24 protein-coding genes and 1 tRNA gene are annotated in these 23,566 nt (G+C 47.6%); 8 read left to right on the forward strand and 17 right to left on the reverse strand.

All coding sequences use genetic code 11. The features are described 5' to 3' along the window. Nucleotide 1 precedes the first annotated feature (1 nt). The 3 genes from putP to ACLBLI_RS10760 form a co-directional block, all read right to left on the reverse strand. On the reverse strand, nucleotides 2-1,501 hold the full coding sequence (putP, locus tag ACLBLI_RS10750) for a sodium/proline symporter PutP (RefSeq protein WP_414827614.1): 1,500 nt from the start codon (nucleotides 1,499-1,501) through the stop codon (nucleotides 2-4). 333 nt (nucleotides 1,502-1,834) lie between these two features. Beyond that, the gene (locus tag ACLBLI_RS10755; protein ID WP_414827615.1) at nucleotides 1,835-2,836 is read right to left on the reverse strand and encodes a DNA topoisomerase IB; all 1,002 of its coding nucleotides are present in this window, start codon (nucleotides 2,834-2,836) and stop codon (nucleotides 1,835-1,837) included. Between the two features lie 6 nt (nucleotides 2,837-2,842). Then, complete coding sequence (locus tag ACLBLI_RS10760) at nucleotides 2,843-3,364, reverse strand: hypothetical protein (RefSeq protein ID WP_414827616.1); 522 nt, start codon at nucleotides 3,362-3,364, stop codon at nucleotides 2,843-2,845. 514 nt (nucleotides 3,365-3,878) lie between these two features. Here ACLBLI_RS10760 and ACLBLI_RS10765 point away from each other — a divergent pair. Next, nucleotides 3,879-4,433, forward strand: a complete 555-nt coding sequence (locus tag ACLBLI_RS10765) for a hypothetical protein (RefSeq protein WP_414827617.1) — start codon at nucleotides 3,879-3,881, stop codon at nucleotides 4,431-4,433. 158 nt (nucleotides 4,434-4,591) lie between these two features. Here the strand turns inward: ACLBLI_RS10765 and ACLBLI_RS10770 are convergent, their stop codons facing one another. Further along, a complete protein-coding gene (locus tag ACLBLI_RS10770) occupies nucleotides 4,592-5,281 on the reverse strand; it encodes an SDR family NAD(P)-dependent oxidoreductase (RefSeq protein WP_414827618.1) in 690 nt (229 codons plus the stop codon). Beyond that, complete coding sequence (locus ACLBLI_RS10775; RefSeq protein WP_414827619.1) at nucleotides 5,281-5,835, reverse strand: DUF2878 domain-containing protein; 555 nt, start codon at nucleotides 5,833-5,835, stop codon at nucleotides 5,281-5,283. Before ACLBLI_RS10775 ends, ACLBLI_RS10770 begins: the two co-directional genes overlap by 1 nt. 103 nt (nucleotides 5,836-5,938) lie before the next feature. On the opposite strand from ACLBLI_RS10775, the gene ACLBLI_RS10780 reads away from it, so the two are divergent. The 5 genes from ACLBLI_RS10780 to ACLBLI_RS10800 all read left to right on the forward strand — a co-directional run bounded on the left by ACLBLI_RS10780 (nucleotide 5,939) and on the right by ACLBLI_RS10800 (nucleotide 11,196). After that, nucleotides 5,939-7,576: a diacylglycerol kinase family protein gene (locus tag ACLBLI_RS10780; protein ID WP_414827620.1), complete on the forward strand. Its 1,638-nt coding sequence runs from the start codon at nucleotides 5,939-5,941 to the stop codon at nucleotides 7,574-7,576. A gap of 93 nt (nucleotides 7,577-7,669) precedes the next feature. Next, complete coding sequence (gdhA, locus tag ACLBLI_RS10785; protein WP_414827621.1) at nucleotides 7,670-9,010, forward strand: NADP-specific glutamate dehydrogenase; 1,341 nt, start codon at nucleotides 7,670-7,672, stop codon at nucleotides 9,008-9,010. 167 nt (nucleotides 9,011-9,177) lie between these two features. Then, nucleotides 9,178-9,618: a hemerythrin domain-containing protein gene (locus tag ACLBLI_RS10790; protein ID WP_414827622.1), complete on the forward strand. Its 441-nt coding sequence runs from the start codon at nucleotides 9,178-9,180 to the stop codon at nucleotides 9,616-9,618. Between the two features lie 66 nt (nucleotides 9,619-9,684). Beyond that, on the forward strand, nucleotides 9,685-9,861 hold the full coding sequence (locus tag ACLBLI_RS10795; RefSeq protein WP_218310644.1) for a DUF1328 family protein: 177 nt from the start codon (nucleotides 9,685-9,687) through the stop codon (nucleotides 9,859-9,861). A gap of 9 nt (nucleotides 9,862-9,870) precedes the next feature. Beyond that, complete coding sequence (locus ACLBLI_RS10800) at nucleotides 9,871-11,196, forward strand: DUF2254 domain-containing protein (protein WP_414827623.1); 1,326 nt, start codon at nucleotides 9,871-9,873, stop codon at nucleotides 11,194-11,196. On the opposite strand, the gene ACLBLI_RS10805 is transcribed toward ACLBLI_RS10800, so the two are convergent. The 12 genes from ACLBLI_RS10805 to ACLBLI_RS10860 all read right to left on the reverse strand — a co-directional run bounded on the left by ACLBLI_RS10805 (nucleotide 11,180) and on the right by ACLBLI_RS10860 (nucleotide 22,041). After that, the gene (locus ACLBLI_RS10805) at nucleotides 11,180-11,338 is read right to left on the reverse strand and encodes a YqaE/Pmp3 family membrane protein (protein WP_414827624.1); all 159 of its coding nucleotides are present in this window, start codon (nucleotides 11,336-11,338) and stop codon (nucleotides 11,180-11,182) included. The genes ACLBLI_RS10800 and ACLBLI_RS10805 overlap by 17 nt on opposite strands. 75 nt (nucleotides 11,339-11,413) lie before the next feature. Next, nucleotides 11,414-11,821 (reverse strand): group I truncated hemoglobin, encoded by a 408-nt coding sequence (locus tag ACLBLI_RS10810; protein ID WP_414827625.1) that lies wholly within the window; start codon nucleotides 11,819-11,821, stop codon nucleotides 11,414-11,416. A gap of 8 nt (nucleotides 11,822-11,829) precedes the next feature. Further along, nucleotides 11,830-12,666: a DUF3034 family protein gene (locus ACLBLI_RS10815; RefSeq protein ID WP_414827626.1), complete on the reverse strand. Its 837-nt coding sequence runs from the start codon at nucleotides 12,664-12,666 to the stop codon at nucleotides 11,830-11,832. A 1-nt stretch (nucleotide 12,667) separates the two neighbouring features. Next, nucleotides 12,668-15,016: an EAL domain-containing protein gene (locus ACLBLI_RS10820; protein WP_414827627.1), complete on the reverse strand. Its 2,349-nt coding sequence runs from the start codon at nucleotides 15,014-15,016 to the stop codon at nucleotides 12,668-12,670. 3 nt (nucleotides 15,017-15,019) lie between these two features. Continuing rightward, complete coding sequence (locus ACLBLI_RS10825; RefSeq protein WP_414827628.1) at nucleotides 15,020-15,613, reverse strand: methylamine utilization protein; 594 nt, start codon at nucleotides 15,611-15,613, stop codon at nucleotides 15,020-15,022. Nucleotides 15,614-15,927: 314 nt separating this feature from the next. Next, nucleotides 15,928-16,013 (reverse strand) — tRNA-Leu (locus ACLBLI_RS10830). A gap of 7 nt (nucleotides 16,014-16,020) precedes the next feature. Next, on the reverse strand, nucleotides 16,021-16,410 hold the full coding sequence (secG, locus tag ACLBLI_RS10835) for a preprotein translocase subunit SecG (protein ID WP_414827629.1): 390 nt from the start codon (nucleotides 16,408-16,410) through the stop codon (nucleotides 16,021-16,023). A 7-nt stretch (nucleotides 16,411-16,417) separates the two neighbouring features. Continuing rightward, nucleotides 16,418-17,173, reverse strand: a complete 756-nt coding sequence (tpiA, locus tag ACLBLI_RS10840) for a triose-phosphate isomerase (protein WP_414827630.1) — start codon at nucleotides 17,171-17,173, stop codon at nucleotides 16,418-16,420. 95 nt (nucleotides 17,174-17,268) lie between these two features. After that, nucleotides 17,269-18,612, reverse strand: coding sequence for a phosphoglucosamine mutase (gene glmM, locus ACLBLI_RS10845; protein WP_414827631.1), 1,344 nt, complete (start codon nucleotides 18,610-18,612; stop codon nucleotides 17,269-17,271). A gap of 18 nt (nucleotides 18,613-18,630) precedes the next feature. Beyond that, nucleotides 18,631-19,455 (reverse strand): dihydropteroate synthase, encoded by an 825-nt coding sequence (gene folP, locus ACLBLI_RS10850; protein WP_414827632.1) that lies wholly within the window; start codon nucleotides 19,453-19,455, stop codon nucleotides 18,631-18,633. 127 nt (nucleotides 19,456-19,582) lie between these two features. Continuing rightward, a complete protein-coding gene (gene ftsH, locus ACLBLI_RS10855) occupies nucleotides 19,583-21,532 on the reverse strand; it encodes an ATP-dependent zinc metalloprotease FtsH (RefSeq protein ID WP_414827633.1) in 1,950 nt (649 codons plus the stop codon). 380 nt (nucleotides 21,533-21,912) lie between these two features. Further along, the gene (locus tag ACLBLI_RS10860) at nucleotides 21,913-22,041 is read right to left on the reverse strand and encodes a hypothetical protein (protein ID WP_414827634.1); all 129 of its coding nucleotides are present in this window, start codon (nucleotides 22,039-22,041) and stop codon (nucleotides 21,913-21,915) included. A gap of 268 nt (nucleotides 22,042-22,309) precedes the next feature. On the opposite strand from ACLBLI_RS10860, the gene yhbY reads away from it, so the two are divergent. Both yhbY and ACLBLI_RS10870 read left to right on the forward strand, forming a co-directional pair. Continuing rightward, nucleotides 22,310-22,603, forward strand: coding sequence for a ribosome assembly RNA-binding protein YhbY (yhbY, locus tag ACLBLI_RS10865; RefSeq protein ID WP_218310633.1), 294 nt, complete (start codon nucleotides 22,310-22,312; stop codon nucleotides 22,601-22,603). A gap of 99 nt (nucleotides 22,604-22,702) precedes the next feature. Further along, a complete protein-coding gene (locus ACLBLI_RS10870) occupies nucleotides 22,703-23,479 on the forward strand; it encodes a 3-hydroxyacyl-CoA dehydrogenase (RefSeq protein WP_414827635.1) in 777 nt (258 codons plus the stop codon). Nucleotides 23,480-23,566 lie beyond the last annotated feature (87 nt).

Consider the following 23,566-nt stretch of genomic DNA (forward strand, 5'->3'; position numbering starts at 1 on the left):
CTTACGCTTGTTGATTCGCTAATTGCTGGCCTGCTTCTTCGAACGTCTGACGTACCTCATCTGAAGGTGAGGACGTAATAGCAGAGACCAGCCACAATGTTGCTGAACTGACAATGAAACCCGGTACGATCTCATACATGACACTACTTAAGGTCGCGCCGTTCTCCAGCACCGGTGCATATATCCAAAATAATACCGTTACAGCACCACTAATAATTCCTGCTAACGCTGCAGTGTGCGTTAAATTCTTCTTATACAGACAAAACAGCACTAATGGACCAAAAGCCGCTCCAAAACCTGCCCAGGCATTACTGACTAAGGACAAAATTGTGTTTGAAGAATCCATAGCCAGCACCAAAGCAATTACTGCCACACCGGCAACGCCAGCGCGTCCAATTTTTACTGTTGTCTTTTCGTCTACCTCTTTTTTCGAGATAACGCGATAAATATCTTCCGTTAGTGAGCTTGCTGAAACCAGCAATTGCGAGGAAATTGTGCTCATAATTGCTGCCAAAATCGCTGCCATCAAAAATCCACTAATCAACGGGTGGAACAACAGTTGAGAAAACAAAATAAATATCGTTTCCGGGTCGTTTACCTGTAATCCAAACTGATTTGCATATGCAATACCCACAAACCCGGTACCTAATGCACCAATAATGGTTACCGTCATCCATGACATACCAATATTCCTTGCAGTACCGATTGCGTTAACAGAGCGTATCGCCATGAATCGAACAATAATATGCGGCTGTCCAAAGTAACCAAGCCCCCAGGCCAGGCTGGAGAGCAAACCAACCGCCGTTAACGCTTCCCATGACTCAAAGAATCCCGGCACAGATTCCAGTGCCGCTGCATTCATTTGCGACAAGCTGTCAAATTCAGTATAGGCCACAATTGGCACAAGGATCAGTGCAACGAACATAATGCATCCCTGTACGAAGTCAGTCATGCTCACAGCAAGGAATCCGCCCAGTAATGTGTACGACACAACCACACCCAGTGTGATAACCAGCCCCCACTGATAATCGACGGAAAATGCGCTTTCAAACAGCTTGCCGCCTGCTACCAGCCCCGCTGACGTATACAGCGTAAAAAACATAACAATGATGGCTGCAGATACCATGCGAACTGACGCACTGGATTTTCCAAAACGCTTTGCAAAGAACTCCGGAACCGTCAGCGAGTCATCAGCGACCTCGGTGTATACCCTAAGCTTGGGCGCTACAAGTAAGTAGTTCGCGAGCGCACCTGCTAAAAGACCTATCGCGATGTACATTGCGTCAAACCCAGTGACAAACATTGCACCGGGCAGCCCCATCAGCATCCACCCGCTCATATCTGATGCGCCGGCAGATAAGGCCGTGACTTGGGGACTCACCTGCCTGCCACCCAGAATATAACCGGAAATATCACTGGTAGACTGGCGGTATGCGAATAATCCGATTCCCAGCATCGCCAGAAAATACAGCGCCAACGAAATATATCCTTCTATTTGCATGTCACTTATGCACCTCTTATTACTAAATTTGGCGTAAACGAATCAAAAATCCGATGAACGCTAATCATTAGAGCTCTAATTATATAAGGTTAGTGACGCGCTTTTCAAGCTCGATATTTAAACAACCCTTGCAAATAGCGGTTTGCGACGTATTTTTACCCAAACACTCAACAAACGACAGAATAGTAAAATAGAAATATTAAGCTATTGAATAATAAGAGAAAGATAACGTTTCACAGAGACTGTGAAACAAAGTTTCAAACCGCGAGAGGTGTATTTAAAGTAATGTTACAGTCATTTTTATTCAATATAATCCTGCTTTTATATTGAGCATTAATTAGCGTCAATAACCTTTGAAAGTACCTTTTCAATGGCACTTATAGCGTTATCGTCGATAATTTCACCGGGAATACAGCCTCTCGTCTCATCAAGCAGGTACTGACGCTTTTCCGCGTTTTCAACGCTCTCATACAATTTCGGATGAAGGTAATATTGACGGCAAACTGAGGGCGTATTGCCTAACATTTGTGCGACATGTTTGGTCAGTGTTGTGGACCATTTTCGCTGCCGTTGTTTCTGAAGTATAGCTTCCAGCTCTGGCAAGCTGAGGATGGCGTATCGACTGGCTGTCCAGGTTCTGAAATCTTTAGCACTGAATTGTGGATCGAGATTTTCATGGATAAAGGCATTGACGTCGTCACTGTCGATATCATGCCACTGCCCTTTTTCATCAGTATAACGAAAAAGGGCATATCCGCGTGCTTCGGCGCTTTGCGACACCAGTTCAGCCAATCGGGGATCTTCTACCGTCACATTGCGCGCTTTGTGATGTTTACCAATGAAGGAAAGGTGCACGCCCTGCTCGTCATGCACAAAGTGCTTCCGTCGGAGCGTGGTTAATCCAAAGGTATTATTCATTCGGGTGTACTGTCGATTACCTGCTCTGAGGCCTGTGTGGTCAAGTAAAAGACAAATAAGTGCAAGGCTGCGATGTGGAGTCCAGTCAGACTGCTCTACCCAATCCCAGCATCGTTTTCTGAATTGCGGTAAGGCGTTACCAAATTCTGCTAAGCGTTCAAATTTTTCCTGCTGTCGCTTTTTGTGCCACCGATCATGGTAGATGTATTGTTTTCTATTTTTGGCATCGTAGCCAACGGCCTGTAAATCTGCCGTAGCTGACCTGGCGATTCGAACATTGTCCCAGTTCGGAGGAATAACAAGATTATCGATTCGCTTTAGCAGCCGCTGACCAGTAACTTTTCTGCCTGAACCATAGAAATAAGCGAATCCGCGTCCGACTCTTTTTCGCTCTATATCCAGCTCTACTGCAACCATTGCTGATTAACGATCAGGCTGCCATTGCTTGGCAACTTGCGCGAGATATTGGCCGTGTCGATAAGCCTGGCACATAACATCGTCAAGAACCGGCGCGTTTCCCATTGCCGCAGTATTTTTCTTAGTGGCCTGCCCGGCTCCGACATTGTCGATGCCCGATGACAGCCAAATCATATTCTGGCTGTTACAAAAGAAAGAAAAATCGATCATGGCCCTCAGTGACACGGCTGCCGACTGTGCGCCCTGACTAAAGCCCGCCGCCAGTTTATCCCGCCATAAGCCCGCTTTGTTTCTGAGAAGCGCGGCTCCGTTAAACGCATCGACAATTTTATCCAGTGACTGGCTGGATGCAGCCTCGAACACAAAGCCGCTGTACTTTTCAAGCTCATCAATATTGGTGATCACGTCCTGAGAGCTATAAAGTGTGGTTTCAACGCCCTGACTGGCGATTCCGTTTAACAACTGATTCGTCGTATCATCCGTATCAGTGTCCAGCTGATGACAGATTACAGCAAGTGATGCTGACATATCGTTCCTCCTTCTGGTCAACCGCATGGGCAATTGTTTACCCGTCTCCGGCCGAAACATGTCGAAACTAAACCTGCAATACCCGGGCCATATTTACCCTTGAAGAACACATAATTTTTCTTTTAAAAACAACCCTCTATTTTCGTATAGCAAACTGCAGCAAGTGGAGTGCTGGATGATCAGGTAAAATTTTCATTTTTACTATAAATACTTCCTGTCAATCCCTGTTTTCGCGTTCAGGTTTACGCTACATACATAGGCTTCCTCCACATATTCATAGACTTACCTATTCAGGAACGATTTTTGTATTTGTGATAAGGACTTTTGTAACAAGATTGTTGACGGTGCACTGCACTGCGGTGTGTATGCACTACGATGCACTCGTGGAGACAATGGACCGATCTCCTTCGCATGATAAAGCGTAGCGTCTTTATAATGTTTAGAACTATCGTCAACGGTGAAGAACGGGTTCGATTTTGGTCTCATATTCAAGCGAAAATGCTGAGGAGGAGCAATGAATACCGTAACGGATCATGAAAACTTTCGCGCAGAACTTATTTCTGCAAAGCATACACAGGTCGCCGCTATTTTTGACTCCGAGAAGGAGGCTAAGCGCTCTGCCAATGAACTAACTAAAAATACTGCGATAAAAGCGGGCCAGATAACGCTGGTTGACCCCAACGACAATAAACTGAGTCGGAAACTTGAGGGGCCCAGCAAGCCAATTGGTAAATCCATGTGGCACTCTCACCTGGCCCTCGGCGGCGCAGGGCTTGTCGTTGGTCTTCTCGCGGCCCTTCTGCTGACTCAGTTTGGTCCTGCTCTCACACAGCAGAACCCACTGTTTACCTATATTGCGTTGATCAGTCCAGGGCTTTTCATCGGATTATTCGTCGCGGGTTTGATCGGGCTTCGCCCCGACAGAACGGAAATAATCAACACCGTTCGTCATGCCGTGAAAGAGCAAAAATACGCACTTATTGTAAATCTTAAGGAGAGTCAGTCGGCTAATGCCGTTACTGATGCGCTTAACAAAAACAGTAGTAAGGTAGTGGAAGCGATAAAGTAGCTATCATGTCAGACCGATATAACGAGACGGGCAACATCTATTCGGTGTTGCCCGTTTTATTTTCGCACGAGTTTCGCACTAGTCATTTGGCAGAAGTGAAGCAAAGCGCAGAAGCAAATGAGACTGCAATACTACCTGCTCCTTCTGCGCCATTGTCCTTACCAGTTAATTTCTTTTTTATCTCTGAAAAATTTGCCATTCGGTTTGTCATCTTCCAGCATGCCAAGCCAAACAATGGTTTCTGCCCCCTTTTCCGGCGTACGAGGTGCGTCAGAACCTCCCATCCGGGTGTGCACCCAGCCAGGACAAACACTGTTAACCGTGACATTGCTGTCATCACCCAATGCACCAGCGACATTTTTAGTCAGTGCATTTAATGCCGCTTTGCTAACGGCATACGCAAGTGGCCCTTCCATTCCCTCATGAAACGAGCCCCAACCTGAAGAAACATTGATGATCCGTCCAAATCCCCGCTCCTTCATTCCTGGCAACGCTTGCTGAATAAGTGTCAGCGGAGCGTTCACGTTAACCTGCATTGTGCTGTTAAAATCATCCAGTGACAACGAAGACAAGTCACTGTCCTCCATGACACCGGCATTGTTTACGAGAATGTCGATACCGCCAAAAACCGCTTCAGCACGGACGAATGGATCGATGATGGACTGTTCGTTATTCAAACTGATTTCGATAACATGAACATCTCCACCAACAATGTCTTCTTTGACTTCGTTTCCGGCGTCTTCATCTCTGCACCCCAGAAGCACTTTACACCCGGCTTTCGCAAAGCCTCTTACCACTTCCAGACCAATCCCCCGGTTGCCTCCGGTTACAAATACGGTTTTTGTCATTACGAATCTCCCTGTTTTGCTGCTGAAGTTTTAGGTGTGTCTGACCACACTGATTCTGCCCGCTTGCTTAACCAGACAGCGAATGGAAATACGACTGCCCAAATGGGGCTCAATATAAGCATGGTTGTTGTCATGCCCATCTCAAACTCAACGGCGCCGAGTCTCGCCCCCGCCGCATAACTTAGCGGACCAAATATCGCACCGCCTATCACTGATACCCAAAAATGCTTTCTGAAATAATTCAGGCTGTGCCTCAAGGTGCCTGCGAAACCTGCCCAGAGCGCCAGTAGCCACCACGGTATCACCAAACCATATTCTGGCGACGTGAAGAAAAATACGCCGCCCAGCGTCAATGCGCCATCTACCACGAGACCAACGATTACCATCCCGAGTATTAAAATGCCATCACAGCGAGGTGCGTCACTAAAAATAAAAAAAGAGAATAAAAGTAGTCCAACTAACCAGAGATATTCGTACTGGAAAAGGATTGCGAGCAACCAGATGGCCTGAAACCAGACGAAATTAATAATGTGTCTGCGAGTTTCTGAAGTCATGTATAACGCTCATTATGATGGTGACTAGGATCCTTTCCTTGTTACTGACAAGTTGTCTCAGAAGTTCAGTCATTTGGATAAATGATGATAAGGAGGTTGCGGAATGAAAATGGTGAAATGGTACGTACTCGGCGCAATAATTGCCGGCTTACTCACCTGGTTTGTTCCTGTCTGGTTATTGAAAATTCTGTTTGGCTGGACCTGCTTTTCACTTATTGCTGTGAGCAGTGCCTACCTTCTGAACTACCCTGAGTTATTCAGAAAAAGGGAAGATGGCTCTATTCCCGTTTATATACGATGGGTATTCGTTCCGTTTTTATTGGGAACCGGCGCCTATAACAGTTGGGCAAGGAAAACCGATAAGGTGCCCGCAATACAGAAAATTGACGAGCAACTTTATCTGGCCTGTCGTCTTTCCGGAAGTGATATTGAAACACTGACAGAATATGGCGTTGATGCCATTCTTGATGTTACCGCAGAGTTCGACGGTCTCGACTGGACTGCATACCAGTGGGATTGCGAATATCTCAACATTCCTGTGCTCGACCATACCAGCCCAAGCCCGGAGCAACTTAACACCGCAATCAACTGGATTGATCAACAACTTAAAAATAATCATAAAGTGGTGGTTCACTGTGCACTTGGCAGAGGACGTTCGGTTTTGGTGATGGCGGCTTATTTACTGGCGCGAGACGAGACGCTTTCCGTCGTCGATGCGCTTAACCGTATTCAGTCTGTACGGGAGACAGCCCGGCTCAACAAACACCAGCTTAGTTCATTAAGAAAAGTGAAACAGGGTGGCAGGTTAAGACTGACAGACAGCCTGGCTCTGATTGCTAATCCGGTGGCAGGCGGTGGAAAATGGAAAGAAGAAAAGAACGATATTCTTTCTCAACTTAATCCACATTTTCGGGTGACCGTCTATGAAACAACGGAATCAGTAAGTGCGGAACAACTGGCGTCAAAAGCAGTGAATCAAGGCGCTGATATTGTCGTAGCATGCGGTGGTGACGGCACAATAACGGAAGTTGCCCGCGCGTTGGAAGGCACTAAAGCAACGCTGGGACTTATTCCCCTTGGCACAGCCAATGCGCTGAGTCAGGTTTTGCATGGCTACTCCAGTAAGCTGATGCCAGTGAGTACTGCCTGCGACATTATCGTTGACGGCCACAGCACCGCCATTGATACCGCCATCTGCAACGACAAGCTGATGCTGTTGGTGGCGGCACTGGGTTTTGAACAGCAAATGATTTCCAGTGCTGACAGGGATGAGAAAAATGCCGGCGGACAATTTGCCTATCTGCGTGGGTTATGGGATGCGATCAGCAAAAATGAAGCGCAGGAATTTGAAGTGCAGTTTGAAGATGATGACCCCGTTACGTTGCACTCGCCGAGTCTGGTCATTGCCAATGCCGCCCCTCTTACCACTGCGCTGGCTCAGGGTGGAGACATACCCAGTGTGACCGACGGTAAACTTGATATCACCTGGCTTGAGCCACAGGAATCGTCTGAAACTCAGTTTCTGTCGCTGGCAGAGCTGGTATTTTTGTCAAGTGACGCGAAGAAATCATCCGACCGTATCCGCCACAAACAGGCAAAGTCTATTCGTATTACACTGCCCCGAGAAATGGAGTATGCGCTTGATGGAGAAATTCACTGTGCTGATTCGTTAACCATAAATACAGTACCCAAAAACCTCAATGTCTTTATCAGTAAGGACAGTGATGCTGTTGACAATTAGTGATCGCTAAATCGCTACGGCAGGTAGTAAATGCCGGGTTGCAACGTTTTAGGTTGCAGGACAAAAGCATCACAACAACAGGTGTTCGAAATTATGTCTAATGAGTCGCAGTACGACACGCTTATTTCCTGGCTGGAAACTAACTATCCACATGAACCCGAATATCTACAGGCTGTTCGGGAAATCGTCAAAGATATATTGCCGGTTTATCATGTGCATGATGAGTATAAGCAGCATAACGTCGTCACTCGTCTCTGTGTACCCGAACGTATTATCCAGTTTTCAGTGTTCTGGGAAAACGACAATCATGAGATTGAAGTTCACCAGGGGTGGCGAGTACAGCATTGTGGTCTGATTGGTCCTTATAAGGGCGGGCTGCGCTTTCACCCTACAGTAAACACCTCTATCCTAAAATTTCTGGCCTTCGAGCAGACATTCAAAAACGCCCTTACCGGACTGCCGATGGGAGGCGCCAAGGGCGGCAGTAACTTCAACCCGAAGGGACGCTCAGATGCTGAAATAATGCGTTTCTGTCAGGCATTTATGATGGAACTTCACCGTCATATCGGTCCAAACACCGATGTGCCAGCCGGAGACATCAATGTGGGAAACCGGGAAATCGGTTATCTGTATGGTACGTATCGCCGGCTGGAAAACCGGTTCGAAGGTGCTATCACCGGTAAACACCTGGCGTTTGGCGGCAGCCATGTACGCACAGAGGCAACCGGCTTTGGACTGATTTACATGTTGAAGTGCGTACTGGATACCCACGAAGACTCGATGGCAGCGAAACGAATTGTAATATCCGGAGCAGGGAATGTGGCGTTACATGCAGCGTTAAAGGCCACCGAGCTGGAAGGCAAGGTGTTGACGCTCTCAAACAGCCGTGGTTTTTATTTCAACGAAGATGGTCTTAGCCAAGACATGATTCAATGGGCGATTGCCAATAAGGCCCAGGAAAAAAATGTGCTGTCAGCACTCGCCGACAAATTTGGCGGCGAATGGATTAAGGACAAAGCCCCGTGGGATGTGAAAGCTGACATCGCCCTGCCCTGTGCAACTCAAAATGAACTTCATGGTGAACATGCAAAAGCGTTACTGGACAATGGCTGCCAGTATGTACTTGAGGGCGCTAACATGCCATGCACTGATGAAGCTCAGCGCGCCTTTGCTGAGGCACAAATACCCTATGTTCCGGGTAAAGCGTCAAACGCGGGAGGCGTCGCATTATCGGGACTGGAAATGTCACAAAATGCCTATTTCCGCCGAACGCCATTTGACAAGCTGGATCAATCATTAAAGGACATCATGCAGTCAATTCATGAACAATGCGTTGAAGAAGGCCAGGACTCAGGTTGGATTAATTATAGTCGGGGAGCCAATATTGCGGCTTTCAGACGGCTGGCAACAGCAATGGTGGCCCAAGGTGTATAGCGGCAAAATATGCTGCCAGCTTGTAATTGCTGCACGGTGGTCAGATGAGCATTACGTTACAAAGAATTAATATACCTAAATAACAAAGGGTTACATTCCAGACATAATGGAACGTTTCTCGCAATAAAGTAAGTACGCATTCTTTTTATTGTTGAACGGAGAAAGTCATGAAAATTTTCGAAGCTCTACGCCAGGATCATGAAAAACAGCGTTTACTACTGAAAATATTATCTGAAACCAGTGGGGACACGCCGGCAAGACGCGAATACTATCAGGAACTAAAGGAGCAGCTTGAGAGCCATGCTGTCGCCGAGGAACGGCATTTCTACTCCCCGCTGATGAAGCAGGATCCGGCCGTCGAGTTGTCACGTCACGGCATTGCAGAACATCACGAAATTGATGAGCTGATTGAAAAGCTGGATGAAACCGACATGAGCTCGCCAGCCTGGCTGCATCATCTTAAAGCGTTACGTGAAAAAGTCGAACATCATCTTGCTGATGAAGAACAGGAGTTTTTTCAGGTAGCAGGTAAGTTGCTAAACGAGCAGGAAAAGCAAAAGCTTGCGGGTGATTACCGCAATGAAATGAAAGACGAGCTGCATTCATAGTTCCGATAAAATGCCTGCGATGATATCGCAGGCATGACTATTTTTTCGTATAAGGGAGGAGCCATCATGTTGACATGGGCAGTTATCTTTCTTATTGCGGCCATCGTGCTGGCAATATTCGGCTTCGGCGGTGCCGCGGGTACGGCAACAGCGATAGCCCAGTTTTTATTTTACATTTTCGCTATTCTGCTGGCGATTTCACTGGTATTTTCATTTTTCAGTTCTATTCGCCGTAAAAGGTAGACACATTCGTTGAATCTGACATCACTCTCCGACAGGCTAAAGCCTTATTGGGAATCGCTGAGCACCAGCTATTGGTTTATCCCTGTCTGTATGATGGTGGCGTCTGGAATCATCTGCGGTGCCTGCCTGGTAATTGTTCAGCGAGCAAACCTGCCTGATACCGTACTGCATTTTGTTCCACTGGTCACGCAAACCGGTGCACTTCAACTATTAGCAACGCTTGCCACGGCAATCATTACCGCTACAAGTATTGCGTTTTCAATGACACTCGTTGCGTTGACACTGGCATCTTCACAGTTTGGCCCCAGACTGATACGCACATTTATGAACGATCGGGGGACACAGGTAGTATTAGGAACGCTGGTCTCCACTTTTCTGTTTTGTATGATATCGCTGCATCACATCAGCGCCATTCAGGAAAATCAGGACGCAATTTCACTACTCTGCGCTGTATCAGTGGTCCTCGGGGTCGTCGATGTCGTAGTGATAATCTACTTTATCCATCACGTTTCTACTTCTATCCAGGCAGACCATGTCATTCGACGCTGTTTTGAGGAGCTGTGCAGAGATATTGCAGCGCTGCTACCAAAGCCTGAATCTCCGGCATCTCTGCGCGCTATCGCTAAAGCGCTGATAACCCCGGCAGAAGAACTGACTGTTATCAGAGCGCCACGGGAAGGTTACATTCAGAACATTAACTATGATGTACTTACAACACTAAGCACAGATATTGTTGCTGGTGTCGAAGTGCTGGGCAGAAGTGGCGATCACGTCTTTCCTGACGCAGAAGTTCTTATCGTCCACAGCCACTGCCCCCTTCCTGATAATGTACAAAAACAGTTTGAACAATACATTATTATTGGTAACAGTCGAACACCGATACAGGATCCTGAGTTTGCAGTAGGACAACTGGTTGAAATAGCATTACGCGCGCTTTCACCCGGGATCAATGATCCCTTTACCGCAATCACCTGTCTGGACAGGCTGACGTCAGCTTGCATTCTGATGTCTCGCAGAGAGTTTCCCCATGAGTGTGTGATAAATGAAAACACGGATAAATGGCTAAAGCGACGCACTTTCACGTTTGAGGGGGTGGTAGATAAATCTTTCGATCAGATTCGCCAGGCTGGCAAAAAACACGTTGCTATCGGATTACACATATTGTTGTGTCTGGATGTGCTTAACGGACAGACAAAAGGCCGGTATCATCACATTTTACTTGGCCACGCCATTGCAACCAAAGACTTGCTTAAATCAGAACCCATCGTGAAAAAAGACGATGCCGCCATCGACATCGCCTTTAATCGCTTAAAAGATCCTAGCGGCGGGCAATAATCCAGACCGCATGTACGATGCCTGGAATATAACCTAAAAGCGTCAACAGGATATTAATCCAAAAATGTGCACCGATACCGACCTGTAAAAACACGCCAAGTGGCGGCAGTAAAATTGACAAAATTATACGAATAATATCCATAGTCACGTCCTTTTCTTACTCAAAAATGTACTTCACATTTTATTGTTGCAAGTAGTTTGCCATTGTCGACGATGTTCATTTGTACAGCATTTGAGATCGCATTGGCGCTAGCTCTGCAAGAATACGGTTTTGGTGCCTGTGACTGACGCCGGCCTTATTCATTGCGTTAATTAATAAATCGACTGTACGGTTAAAGTCGGTTTCCGTGATATTCATACCGCCGTGAACCTGTTCCATAGTGTCACCACTGTAACTACATGGTCCATCCGTCACCATACACAGCTGCTCAATCAGCTTTGTACGAAACCTGTCAATATCACTTCCTTCAAAGTAAGCAAGGATAGTGGGATCATATTCAATTTCGTAAATAAAATTATCTACGATTTCCGCTACCTTGGCTTCACCACCAATATCATTGTAAAGCGAGTCTGACGTAGATGCACAAGATGCTATCGCTACGCTAATAAAACCTATGAATAACATCCGGCGAATTACCACAGCTGACCTCCTACTGACAGATACAGTCCATTTTGATCGGGCGCACCGGCAATACTGCCGAGCTCAGCCCACGCCAACGTGACGTTGAACGACTTGGACGGTATATAGGTAATAAATGCATCCCACCAGTCTTCTTCGCCCAACCCCAGATTATCGGGTTTCTGGCGATACTCAACACCAGCAGCCAGGTGTCGGCTAAAGAGCACCCCAACACTTCCCTCAAACATTACGTCATAATCGTTGTCGCTTTGCGAGCCAAACCCAAGCAGGCCAAGTTGATTTGCTTTTGTCGCCCTGGCGGTGACATTCCATACCAGGTTGTAGCCCGCCGCGGCGCCTAAGTGCACTTTTGTGGCCGCAAGGTAGTAATCAGTTCCGTTTTCATCTGCCCCCCCCAGCGCATACGCTATCGCACTGTCCTGTAGCCGCTTGTGCTGCAGTCCAGCACTGAGTTGTGGAAAGTCAGAATACACAACATCGCCATACAGGCGAACTTTCATGCCATAAACATTTTGCTGGATTTCTCCGCCAAGCGTCGTGAGGTCAAAGGTATGACGGGCAACAGATAACTCTACTCTGTCGTACAGTGAGAGATTTGCACCCAGTGCCGTGAGACGATAATCGTCCAGGTTAACCCGTGTAACAAAGGCGCTTGCTGACGTCTCTTCCTGACTGTCATAGCCTGACAACGTCGCCCAGGGGACGATCCCACCACCTCCAGCGCCTTCTACTTGGTTCAGGCCGGCAGTCCCAATAAGTTTGCCGTCACCGCCAAAACAAGCATGACTGCAAAGAAGTCCGGTTGCCAGTGTGGCTGCCACTCTTTTCATACTACCTCTCTTTGTTATTCTGATAGGGCGTGTTTCTGAGCCAGTCAAACAATTGCTCAGCCGGTTGCGGTCTGCTGATGTGATAGCCCTGAGCAATGTCGCATCCCCATTCCTGAAGCATAACCATAGAGACCTCGTCTTCTACCCCTTCAGCAACGACATCAAGCTCAAAAATATGTGCAAGGCTAAGCACAGTATGGACTATCTGCTGATCGTTCTCATCTGTTGCAAGGTTAAGAATAAAACTCTTATCAATCTTTATTGTGGTAACGGGCAGATTCTTAAGATAAGCCAGTGATGAGTAGCCAGTACCAAAGTCGTCAATGGCGAAGCGAAATCCGGAAGCTTTAAGCTTGCGCATGTTTTCAATCGCCAGAACAGCATCTTCAACTAAGTCGCTCTCCGTAATTTCCAGCTCCAAATCCTGTGGAGTCAGATTCGCGTCTTTCAGCATCAGTATCAGACGCTCCAGTAGTGCCGTATTCTGTATGTCATGTGAAGATAAATTCATGGCAATACTAAAGGTATACCCCTGAGCACGAAAGCGTGACAAATCGCTGATGGTCTGGCCCATTACCCAGGTCGTAACCTGCTCAATCAGGCCAGCCTGCTCTGCTATACCAATAAATTCATCCGGAGGAACAAAACCGAGGGCATCACTGTTCCAACGCACCAGTGCTTCCATGCTGGTCACCGTCATGGAGTCCAATGCTACTTTGGGCTGATAGACCATCGACAATTCAGAGCGATCTGACTGCAGTGAGCGTTTGAGTTCTGTGATGATGGCGAGGCGGCGCAGATAATGTTTTTCCAGATCATCATCATACTGTACCAGCCAGCTTCCGCTGCGAGTGGCTTCATCGTTGACAATGTTAATTTTACGAAACAAGTCCTCAGCCGACTCTGCATCAGCCGGACATTGTAGTAATACCAGCGACACTTTAACAGGAATCGCAACGAGACCGACCTCGACTGACTGTTCGAGAATATGTCGCAGTGTCTCAAGCTGCAACTCATCAAGAGCGGTTTCTGAAATATAAAGGATCTCGCCACCGGCGAGGCGTGCGGCCATACCTGGCCAACGGGAAAGCCGTTGTGCGGTTACCTGCAGCACTTTGTCACCATTGACGTAGCCATACAGGTCATTAATAGTGCGAAAGCCGTTTACGCTAATGCCTATGACCTGAAAAGATTCGCGGCTTTGCAATCGGGCGGCAATATGTTCTTCTACATAGTTGCGGTTATGTAACCCTGTCAGCATGTCATGCTGGGCCTGAAAGCGAATGCGTTCTTCCCGGCTTTTCAGGTTACTCTGCATACTGGAAAAAGCATGTGACAGGTCTGCAATTTCCTTTAAGTTCCCTGTGTCTGGCAACGTCTGTTCGTAGTTCCCATCGGCAATACTATCGACCGCTTCGACGAGTCGCGATACCGGGCGGCTTACCCTATGAGACAATAACATAACCACCATCAAAGATACTGCACTCGCAATCACACTGATGATGACAATACTGAACAGCAGGTTGGCAAAACCCTGATACTGCTTCGTGACATCAAGGGCAATTGTAATTTCAACGGGAAGACCGGATAACCCCATATCCGACATATCTACCTGTCGACTGACATAGCTCTCCTTGCCTCCGGTAAGAAAATCCAGCCAATTTAGTCTTTCAGATCCGGTTTTCAAGATATATTGCGCTGCTGCGGGTTCGACACTCGAAGCAATAGCCAGGCGTTCCGACGTCACATCTGTGGTTGAATGTACTATCACTTCGGCTTGCATAATATTACTAAGACTGGACAGATAGTGGTCATTTATCTCGTATCCGAACATCGTGTAAGCTATTGTGATAGGCATTTTTACCGGAGAGGCAACGACGTGATAAAGGCTGTCAGAAATGATTAAAAACCCACTTTCATAATTTTCCGCATCAACTAGCAGTGCCCTTCCCGCTTCGGGGATCTGTTCACCAATTAGTTGTTCTTTGGGTGATGACGCGACGACCTCACCGTTCAATCCCAGATACGCAGCCCAGTCTGCGTCTGTTCTGAGTATAAGCGAATCGAGATAACTTTCGGTCGTGGCGACATCATCATTCGCCTGGCCACGGATTACGGCAGAGATGACACTGTATTGTCTGCTCGACAGATAACCTATCTGGCCAATTTTGCTAGCCTGCGCTTCCAACCTGTATTTAAAGATTTCTTTTGCTACATCAATTTCTTTGTCCAGACTGTCCTGAACCAGCGACGCGGTGCCATTCCACACGCTTACCAGGATCAGGCTGGCGGTAATCACTATACCCCCTAGCAGGATCCGAAACAGGCTATGACGTAACGATATTTGCAACGTTTAGCCCCCGAACTTTCGTTTGCCGAATGTTTTTGGCTCGGGCTTTTGTGGCACCGTTAAGGGCAATGTTACGGAATCAGTATCTTGATTCAGTTCGACGACTTTTCGACGAGTTTGGGTCAAATCTAAACCCGGATGCCAAAGTGTGACACTCGAAACGTCTTCAGGAATATAAAGCATACCGTCCTTACCAGACTGACTGTATTCAGAGCCGTCATTGACATAGATATAGCCTATCATCTGGTCATGTATGTTGCAGCCAAGAACAACAATACCCGGCGTCGCAAACGTCACCGGATCACTGGGCTCACCACTATAAAGTTTTATTTCAAAGGTTTTCGCTGCAGAGAAACTGTAAACATGGTGACGAATGTTATCACTGTTAGGAAATGAGACCTGTTGCCCCTGTTCAATGACTTTGACGTGCGGTACGAATTGCCTGTCAACCTGATCCACAATCGCCACAGTAGTAGAAGACGTTGCAGCATCGTCCTCAGCCGGCCATGTCGCAATGACATCAGATAATGCCGAACCGTTCTGATCTGTGATCCGCAACGATTTTCCGCTTACACCGGTTACTTGCGCGGCAATCACGAATACCAAAAACTTTACTACTCTACAGGTTTTGATAACACACCTCGTTGGGCATTTCATTAATCACGTTTACTGCAATTTACGCGAGATTCAAAGGTATAACAACCTGGGGAAGGTGTAACCGCAGCGATATTCTCGCCTTCCCCGCCGTAATTCGAAGAGACAATACGATGCAAGCGCAACGCGTTGGTCCTAGGCAGCAATATGACGAATATCAGACGGGAAAATCTGAAAGAAAATGTTAACCACTGAGGGAAAAAGGGTGACGAGGGCTAATAACAAAAAAGCCAGCTAAGCTGGCTTTTTTGTTATTTTGGTGCGGAAAGCGGGACTTGAACCCGCACGAGCATAGCTCACTACCCCCTCAAGATAGCGTGTCTACCAATTCCACCACTTCCGCAAATTTCTTAGTTTGGTACGTCTGAGTTATTTTCTGCATCATCGGTTGCAGGTACATCAGACGCTGGCGCATTGCCCTGGCTTACAGGTACATCCGCATCGCCAGGAACTTGTTGCTCTGATACCGGCACATCCATGAACTCAAAATCATCGGCTGCCTTTTCACGGTTTGCCGTGATATTACCCAGCGTCAAGCTGATTCCAAAGAACAGAGTAGCTAATATTCCCGTTGTGCGAGTCATAAAGTTACCTGAACCCGATGAACCGAATACGGTATTCGAACCGCCAGCACCGAATGAAGCGCCCATGTCTGCGCCTTTACCCTGCTGGATCAGTACAAAGCCGATCAACAATAGTGCGACAATCAGATAAGCGACTAATAGCACTTCGTATAACATAATTACCTCAAATCTTTGCCGATTGGCAAATTGCAATAAAATCGTCTGTCTTCAGACTCGCGCCACCGATCAGGCCGCCATCTACGTCAGGCTGTCCAAACAGCTCTTGCGCGTTCGCGGGCTTCACACTGCCGCCGTATAAAATTCTCATTCCCGACGCCATCTCTGCGTCAGTATCAGCAAGTTCACTACGAATGAACGCATGAACATCCTGCGCTTGCTCGGGACTCGCTGTTTTGCCCGTGCCGATAGCCCAAATGGGTTCGTAGGCAATAACACTTCGACTAAGTTCATCTGCGCTAAGCTTGCTGGTAAGTGCACGTAGCTGCTCTCTGATGAACCCCTGTACTGCATCGTCACCTGCCTCTCTGACCTCAAGAGGCTCGCCAACACAGATTATTGGGGTTAATTGTCCGGAAACAACCTTCGCGGCTTTTTCAGCGACCCACTCACTAGACTCACCGTGGTCTTCACGACGTTCTGAATGGCCAACTATGATATATTTACAACCGACTTCTTTCAGCATTTCCACAGAAAGGTCACCGGTGTGCGCGCCATTATCAAGTGCGCTCACGTCCTGAGCGCCGATGGCAAAATTCACATCACCGAATGCGGCGAGATAAACAGCTGGAGGACACACGACGATATCCACGCCTTCGGCGTTAGTTGCATCCAATGTGTTGATGAAATCTGCAACAAGCGCCTTGTCACCATTCATCTTCCAGTTACCCGCTACCAGCGGCTTTCTTTTCATAGTCGTCACTTCGCAGACCTTAGCCCTGTCTTAAAGCGGGCGTGATATTAACGATTCCGGAAACAATATACAAGAACTAAACGTAAAATACGTCCACCAATCAATTAATTGGCGACTTTACGTACAGCCTCTGCAATAAATTCTGCCCATTTTTCAGAGGCTTTGACATCATCTGATTCAACCATCACCCGGATCAATGGCTCTGTACCACTTTTTCTTAGCAACACACGCCCCCGTTTCCCCAATGAAGATTCAGCTTCCGTTACCGCAAGCTGCACAGCCTGGGCATTAAGCGGATCATTAGCGGGTTCGGCAAACCTGACGTTCACCAGAGTCTGTGGGTATTTTTCAAATCCGCTGCTAAGCTCATGGAGATCCATATTACTTCGAAGCATCGCGGCAATCACCTGAAGACCCGCAACAATCCCATCACCTGTAGATGCCATGTTGAGATTCAGGACATGGCCTGAATTTTCACCGCCAATTGACCAGCCCTTCTGCTGAAGTAATTCCATGACGTAACGATCACCCACATTACTGCGTGCAAACGGGACGCCCAGTTTTGACAACGCGTTCTCTAATCCAAGGTTACTCATCAGTGTGCCGACGACCCCACCCTGCATTTTGCCATTTTTCAGTGCGTCTCTGGCAATGATGTACAGGATCTGATCACCATCTATCACGTTGCCCAGGTTATCTACCATCATAATACGGTCGCCGTCGCCATCCAAGGCAAATCCAAGGTCTGCATTATGCTCCAGAACAGCTTCAACCGTGGCTTTCATCGACGTAGCACCGACTTTTTCGTTGATATTTAAGCCATTCGGCTTGGTGCCAATTTCAATAACCTCTGCCCCAAGCTCAGACAGAACGTTAGGGGCAATGTGGTAAGTTGCACCGTGTGCGCAATCTACCACCACTTTAAGGCCAGTCAGCGACAACTCTGAAGGGAACGTGCCTTTACAAAATTCTATGTAACGCCCTGCAGCATCCTCAATCCGGCTGGCCTTCCCTAACTTATCGGACGCCACGCACGTCATCGGTTGTTCCAGCATATCTTCAATGGCCAGCTCAATGTCATCATCAAGTTTGAAACCATCTGCCGAGAAAAATTTAATTCCGTTATCGTAATAAGGGTTGTGCGAGGCGCTAATGACAATTCCGGCTTCAGAACGGAATGTTTTGGTAAGGTAAGCGATAGCTGGCGTTGGCATAGGTCCAAGCAGACCAATATTGATGCCCGCAGCAGAAAGACCGGCCTCTAATGACGATTCAAGCATGTAGCCAGAAATGCGGGTATCCTTACCAATGAGCACCTTATTTGTGCCACGCCCGGCTAGTACCTTACCGGCGGCCCAACCGAGCTTGATGACGAATTCCGGGTTTATTGCACTTTCGCCAACCTTGCCACGAATGCCGTCAGTACCAAAATATTTACGCTGCCCCATACTGTCACTTCCTGATTATTATTGTAACGCTTTTAATTTATTAACTATGGCAACGGCGTCAGCCGTTTCCTGCACATCGTGTACGCGTATTATCTGTGCGCCCATTTGTGCGGCAATTGTAGCGAGTGCAATGCTTCCAGCCAAGCGTTCGTTGACCGGCCGGTTAAGCAATTGCCCTATCATTGACTTTCTTGACATGCCCACCAGGACCGGATATCCCAAATTAAGGACGTTGGGCAACCCGTTTAATAGCTGATAATTATGCTCAAGTGCTTTGCCAAAACCGTAACCGGGATCAAGAATCAGCTTATCAGTGGAAATACCCGCTTTTTTACACGCTTCAATACGTTGCTGTAAAAACGCAATTACGTCTTGGGTTACATCATCATACTCTGGGGTTTGCTGCATAGTTCTGGGTTGCCCCTGCATATGCATGAGGCAAACGGGAACAGCCGCGTTTGATGCCACCTCGATCGCTCCCGGCTCCTGCAATGCTCTAACGTCGTTAATCAATTCAGCACCTGCGGCAACGGCTTCCTGCATCACCTTCGCCTTGCTGGTATCTACCGAAATAATTACGTTGGTTTCTCTGCTGATAGCCTCAATGGCCGGGATTACGCGATCAAGTTCCTCTTGCACGCCTACTTCAGGGGCGCCTGGTCTCGTCGACTCCCCACCGATATCGATAAAGGTCGCGCCTTGCGCAACCATCGCTAACGCATGTCTGATAGCAAGGTCGATCTGCTGGTGCTTGCCACCATCTGAAAAACTGTCTGGCGTAACATTTAAAATGCCCATGATATGGGGCTGGTCAAATGAAAGGGTTCGGGAAGGAAATTGCATATTACTAATATATCTCACAAATCATAAGCAGCTCAGCCCTGTCAGTTCCGTGCTGATGCTCGAAGAATAAATGATTAAGTATAAAAAAAGCGCCATGAAACTGGCGCTTTTTACATAATCATCTTAATTAGCCAGGAAGATCGCCGGGCTTGCCAACAGAAGGCTTATCCACCCCATCATCGGTGATTTCGCCTTCACGAGCTGGCTTGCCGCCGCTAGGCTTGTCGCCGCCTGATGGCGTACGGTCATCCCAGTCAGCCGGCGGGCGAACGTCTCGACGAGCCATCAAATCGTCAATTTGCTTGGCATCAATCGTTTCGTACTTCATCAGGGCGTCTTTCATTGAATGAAGAATGTCGATGTTTTCTTCAAGAATCTTTTTCGCTCTGTCGTAGTTAGAATCTATCAGCGCTTTAATTTCGCTATCAATAGCGCGGGCAGTATCATCCGACATGTGCGATGCTTTCGACATGCTCTTGCCAAGGAATACTTCTCCCTCATCTTCCGCATACAGCATCGGCCCCATCTTGCTCGAGAGACCCCACTGGGTCACCATCTTGCGAGCAATATCAGTCGCTCGCTCGATATCGTTAGATGCCCCGGTTGTCACTTTGTCATCGCCGTAGATAATTTGCTCTGCGATACGGCCACCAAACAAACTTGAAAGCATACTCTCAAGGTGCTGTTTAGAATGGCTCACCCGATCTTGCTCAGGCAGATACATCGTCACACCCAACGCACGTCCACGCGGAATAATTGACACCTTATAAACCGGATCATGTTCTGGGACTAACCGGCCTACAATAGCATGGCCAGCTTCGTGATACGCTGTCATCTCTTTCTCGGACTCAGACATCACCATGGATTTACGCTCAGAGCCCATCATGATCTTGTCTTTTGCCTTATCGAACTCTTCCATCGATACAACACGCTTGTTACCCCGAGCGGCAAACAGTGCAGCTTCATTAACCAGGTTTGCCAAATCGGCTCCTGAGAAACCCGGTGTGCCTCGTGCAATAACTGACGGGTCGACATTATCTGCAACAGGAACTTTGCGTACGTGTACTTTTAGTATCTGCTCACGCCCGCGAATATCCGGAAGACCTACTACGACCTGACGGTCGAAACGACCAGGACGCAGCAGCGCAGGGTCGAGTACATCAGGACGGTTTGTCGCCGCAATGACAATAATACCTTCATGACCTTCAAAGCCGTCCATTTCAACCAGCATCTGGTTTAGTGTCTGCTCACGTTCGTCATGACCACCGCCAAGACCAGCACCACGTTGACGACCTACTGCATCGATCTCATCGATAAATATAATACAAGGAGCCGCTTTTTTGGCTTGTTCGAACATGTCACGGACACGAGATGCACCTACACCGACGAACATTTCTACGAAGTCAGAACCGGAGATAGTGAAAAACGGCACTTTGGCCTCACCGGCAATCGCTTTTGCCAGTAACGTTTTACCCGTTCCCGGTGGACCTACCATCAGCACACCTTTCGGGATCTTACCGCCGAGCTTCTGGAACTTGGAAGGGTCGCGCAAAAAGTCGACCAACTCAGCAACATCTTCTTTCGCTTCATCACAACCAGCAACGTCAGCAAACGTCGTCTTGATTTGATCTTCGCCAAGCAGACGCGCTTTGCTCTTGCCGAACGACATAGCACCACGGCCGCCACCGCCCTGCATTTGCCGCATGAAGAAAATCCATACCGCAATAAGCAGAAGCATTGGGAACCAGGAAATGAAGATAGACGTCAGGATTGACGGTTCTTCCGGCGGCTCACCAAGCATACGAACTTCATTTTTCGCCAGGTCAGAAATCAGCTTATCGTCGAAATAAGGAATGTAGGTAACGAAATTCTCACCGGAACGTTTCGTACCGCGAATTTCCCGTGAGTCGCCGTCGATGCGTACTTCACGAATGTTGCCCTGATTTACCTCTTTCAGGAAGGTGGTGTAATCCGTTTGGGCACGCGTCGACTCACCCGGAGAAAAACTCTGGAAAACCGACATCAACACCACGGCGATGACCAACCATAAGATTAAATTTTTTGCCATATCGCTCAATGCTACTAACCTCTAAATAAAGTCGATTTCCATCCTGTTAACCAAGCAATTTCCTTACCAGAAATCCCCGGAAAAAGACGGTTATCGACACGAAATTCGCTAACCCAAAGGGTACTACATTTTATATCCGCTAGCCACCAGATACGCTTCTGAGTGACGCGCCGACAATGATTCTGTGAACGCTAATTGCTGATACGTTTACTGCAAATTGTTGTATCAAGTGGTCGCCGGTACGACAGAGCGCTTACCTTACGCCTTATGACGAGGTGCGACCCGTTTAGTCACAAGATACCGCCCGTTTAGACCGACCTGATTTACGTCTTGCTTGTGCCAGGCAGTCGCCAAGCGTTTTCACACTGTCCTGCTACCAGGCTTTTTTTTTACCCCACATAAAGTGCCAGCATGTCCGTCAACAATTCACTGCGTTTATTCATGCTACCAATTGAGACAACATTATCATTACGGCGTTCCCCGCTTTTCTGTTCAACGATGTGAGTAAATCTGATCACGCAACCCTGTCCTGCAATATCGATATCTACAATGTGCCAATTAGCATGCTGATCACAACCATTCTACTATTATCCGATGAATGCTCACTTGCGGCACCGTGCCTGACCTGACAACAGGGATAACTGTTCCCACCTGCAGGGCTCTTATTGTTCGCGGCATGCACTTTTTTGTTTTTCCGCAACATTGTGATTAGGATTGTGAAGTAGATGGCGTTAGAATACGTCATTTCAAGTCGTAATGAACAGATTAATTGTAAGAATTCTATTAATGAAACTATCAAATAAACAAAAACAGTTTCTCAAAGGCCTGGCACATCCACTTAAACCCGTGGTGCAGTTAGGTAATAACGGACTGACAGAAGGCGTTGTTGCTGAAATCGATAACGCATTATCCCATCACGAACTCATCAAAGTGAAAGTGCCCACCGATGACCGCGAAGAAAAAGCGCTGATTATGGATGCCATCGTTCGCGAAACCGAATCGGTCAAACTTCAGGTTATTGGTCACACGCTGGTAATTTACCGTCCTTCAGACGATCGTAAAATTCAGTTGCCAAAATAAATCATTCATTTATGCCGACCCTCGTCGGCATCGTGGAGTTTGCTCTCAACTGTCAGTAATATTGCGGTTTTACGTAATAACAACAAGACAGGAAATGTTATGGAATTGTCAGGCTCTACTGCCATTGTTACCGGAGGCTGTTCTGGCCTTGGGCATGCCACCGCCATCGCGTTGCGCGAAGCTGGGTTAAACGTTGCGCTATTCGACTTAAACGATGAACTGGGTGCGCAGCGCGTCGAAGAACTGGGTTCAGAAAACACAGCGTTTTTCAAAGTCGATGTTCGTGATGAAGCGCAGGTGCAAGCTGCAATCGACGGAGCCAAAAAGGCGTTTGGTGACATCCATCTATGTGTTAATTGTGCGGGCATCGCGCCAGCTAAGCGCTTACTTGATAAAGAAGGCAATGCTGCGCCGCTTGATGGATTCCAGAAAACCATTGATATCAATCTGGTCGGAAGTTTTAACGTCTCTCGATTGGCTGCCCAGGCGATGGCGTCTCAACCCGCCCATGGCGAGGCTGGTGAACGCGGACTTATTATTAATACTGCTTCTGTTGCCGGATATGAAGGTCAGATTGGCCAAACCGCTTACGCAGCCAGTAAAGGTGGCATTATTGGGTTAACCTTGCCCATGGCTCGGGATTTAGCACCACTGGGTATTCGTGTAAATACCATCGCACCAGGCGTAATGGGAACGCCCATGTTGCTTGCCATGCCGGAGAAAGTACAGGATGCTTTAGTGGCGAATGTACAATTCCCAAAACGTCTTGGTCAGCCTGAAGAGTTCGCTAAACTGGTAAAACACATGTTCGACAATGCGTACCTCAATGGAGAAACCATCCGTTTGGACGGTGCACTTCGTATGCCTCCAAAATGAATTGACACGTATATAAAAGGCCGCTTAGTTAAGCGGCTTTTTTGTCAGCACACGGATGGCTTTCCCACCACAGCAAAAAATAACTCA

It is taken from the genome of Alteromonas sp. H39 (assembly GCF_047556435.1).
Lineage (GTDB): Bacteria > Pseudomonadota > Gammaproteobacteria > Enterobacterales > Alteromonadaceae > Alteromonas.

What these genes read in the sequence shown, in the direction of transcription:
- putP (WP_414827614.1), bottom strand. Translation starts at nt 1,501, where the DNA reads ATGCAAATAGAAGGATATATTTCGTTGGCGCTGTATTTTCTGGCGATG.
- ACLBLI_RS10755 (WP_414827615.1), bottom strand. Translation starts at nt 2,836, where the DNA reads ATGGTTGCAGTAGAGCTGGATATAGAGCGAAAAAGAGTCGGACGCGGA.
- ACLBLI_RS10760 (WP_414827616.1), bottom strand. Translation starts at nt 3,364, where the DNA reads ATGTCAGCATCACTTGCTGTAATCTGTCATCAGCTGGACACTGATACG.
- ACLBLI_RS10765 (WP_414827617.1), top strand. Translation starts at nt 3,879, where the DNA reads ATGAATACCGTAACGGATCATGAAAACTTTCGCGCAGAACTTATTTCT.
- ACLBLI_RS10770 (WP_414827618.1), bottom strand. Translation starts at nt 5,281, where the DNA reads ATGACAAAAACCGTATTTGTAACCGGAGGCAACCGGGGGATTGGTCTG.
- ACLBLI_RS10775 (WP_414827619.1), bottom strand. Translation starts at nt 5,835, where the DNA reads ATGACTTCAGAAACTCGCAGACACATTATTAATTTCGTCTGGTTTCAG.
- ACLBLI_RS10780 (WP_414827620.1), top strand. Translation starts at nt 5,939, where the DNA reads ATGAAAATGGTGAAATGGTACGTACTCGGCGCAATAATTGCCGGCTTA.
- gdhA (WP_414827621.1), top strand. Translation starts at nt 7,670, where the DNA reads ATGTCTAATGAGTCGCAGTACGACACGCTTATTTCCTGGCTGGAAACT.
- ACLBLI_RS10790 (WP_414827622.1), top strand. Translation starts at nt 9,178, where the DNA reads ATGAAAATTTTCGAAGCTCTACGCCAGGATCATGAAAAACAGCGTTTA.
- ACLBLI_RS10795 (WP_218310644.1), top strand. Translation starts at nt 9,685, where the DNA reads ATGTTGACATGGGCAGTTATCTTTCTTATTGCGGCCATCGTGCTGGCA.
- ACLBLI_RS10805 (WP_414827624.1), bottom strand. Translation starts at nt 11,338, where the DNA reads ATGGATATTATTCGTATAATTTTGTCAATTTTACTGCCGCCACTTGGC.
- ACLBLI_RS10810 (WP_414827625.1), bottom strand. Translation starts at nt 11,821, where the DNA reads ATGTTATTCATAGGTTTTATTAGCGTAGCGATAGCATCTTGTGCATCT.
- ACLBLI_RS10815 (WP_414827626.1), bottom strand. Translation starts at nt 12,666, where the DNA reads ATGAAAAGAGTGGCAGCCACACTGGCAACCGGACTTCTTTGCAGTCAT.
- secG (WP_414827629.1), bottom strand. Translation starts at nt 16,410, where the DNA reads ATGTTATACGAAGTGCTATTAGTCGCTTATCTGATTGTCGCACTATTG.
- glmM (WP_414827631.1), bottom strand. Translation starts at nt 18,612, where the DNA reads ATGGGGCAGCGTAAATATTTTGGTACTGACGGCATTCGTGGCAAGGTT.
- folP (WP_414827632.1), bottom strand. Translation starts at nt 19,455, where the DNA reads ATGCAATTTCCTTCCCGAACCCTTTCATTTGACCAGCCCCATATCATG.
- yhbY (WP_218310633.1), top strand. Translation starts at nt 22,310, where the DNA reads ATGAAACTATCAAATAAACAAAAACAGTTTCTCAAAGGCCTGGCACAT.
- ACLBLI_RS10870 (WP_414827635.1), top strand. Translation starts at nt 22,703, where the DNA reads ATGGAATTGTCAGGCTCTACTGCCATTGTTACCGGAGGCTGTTCTGGC.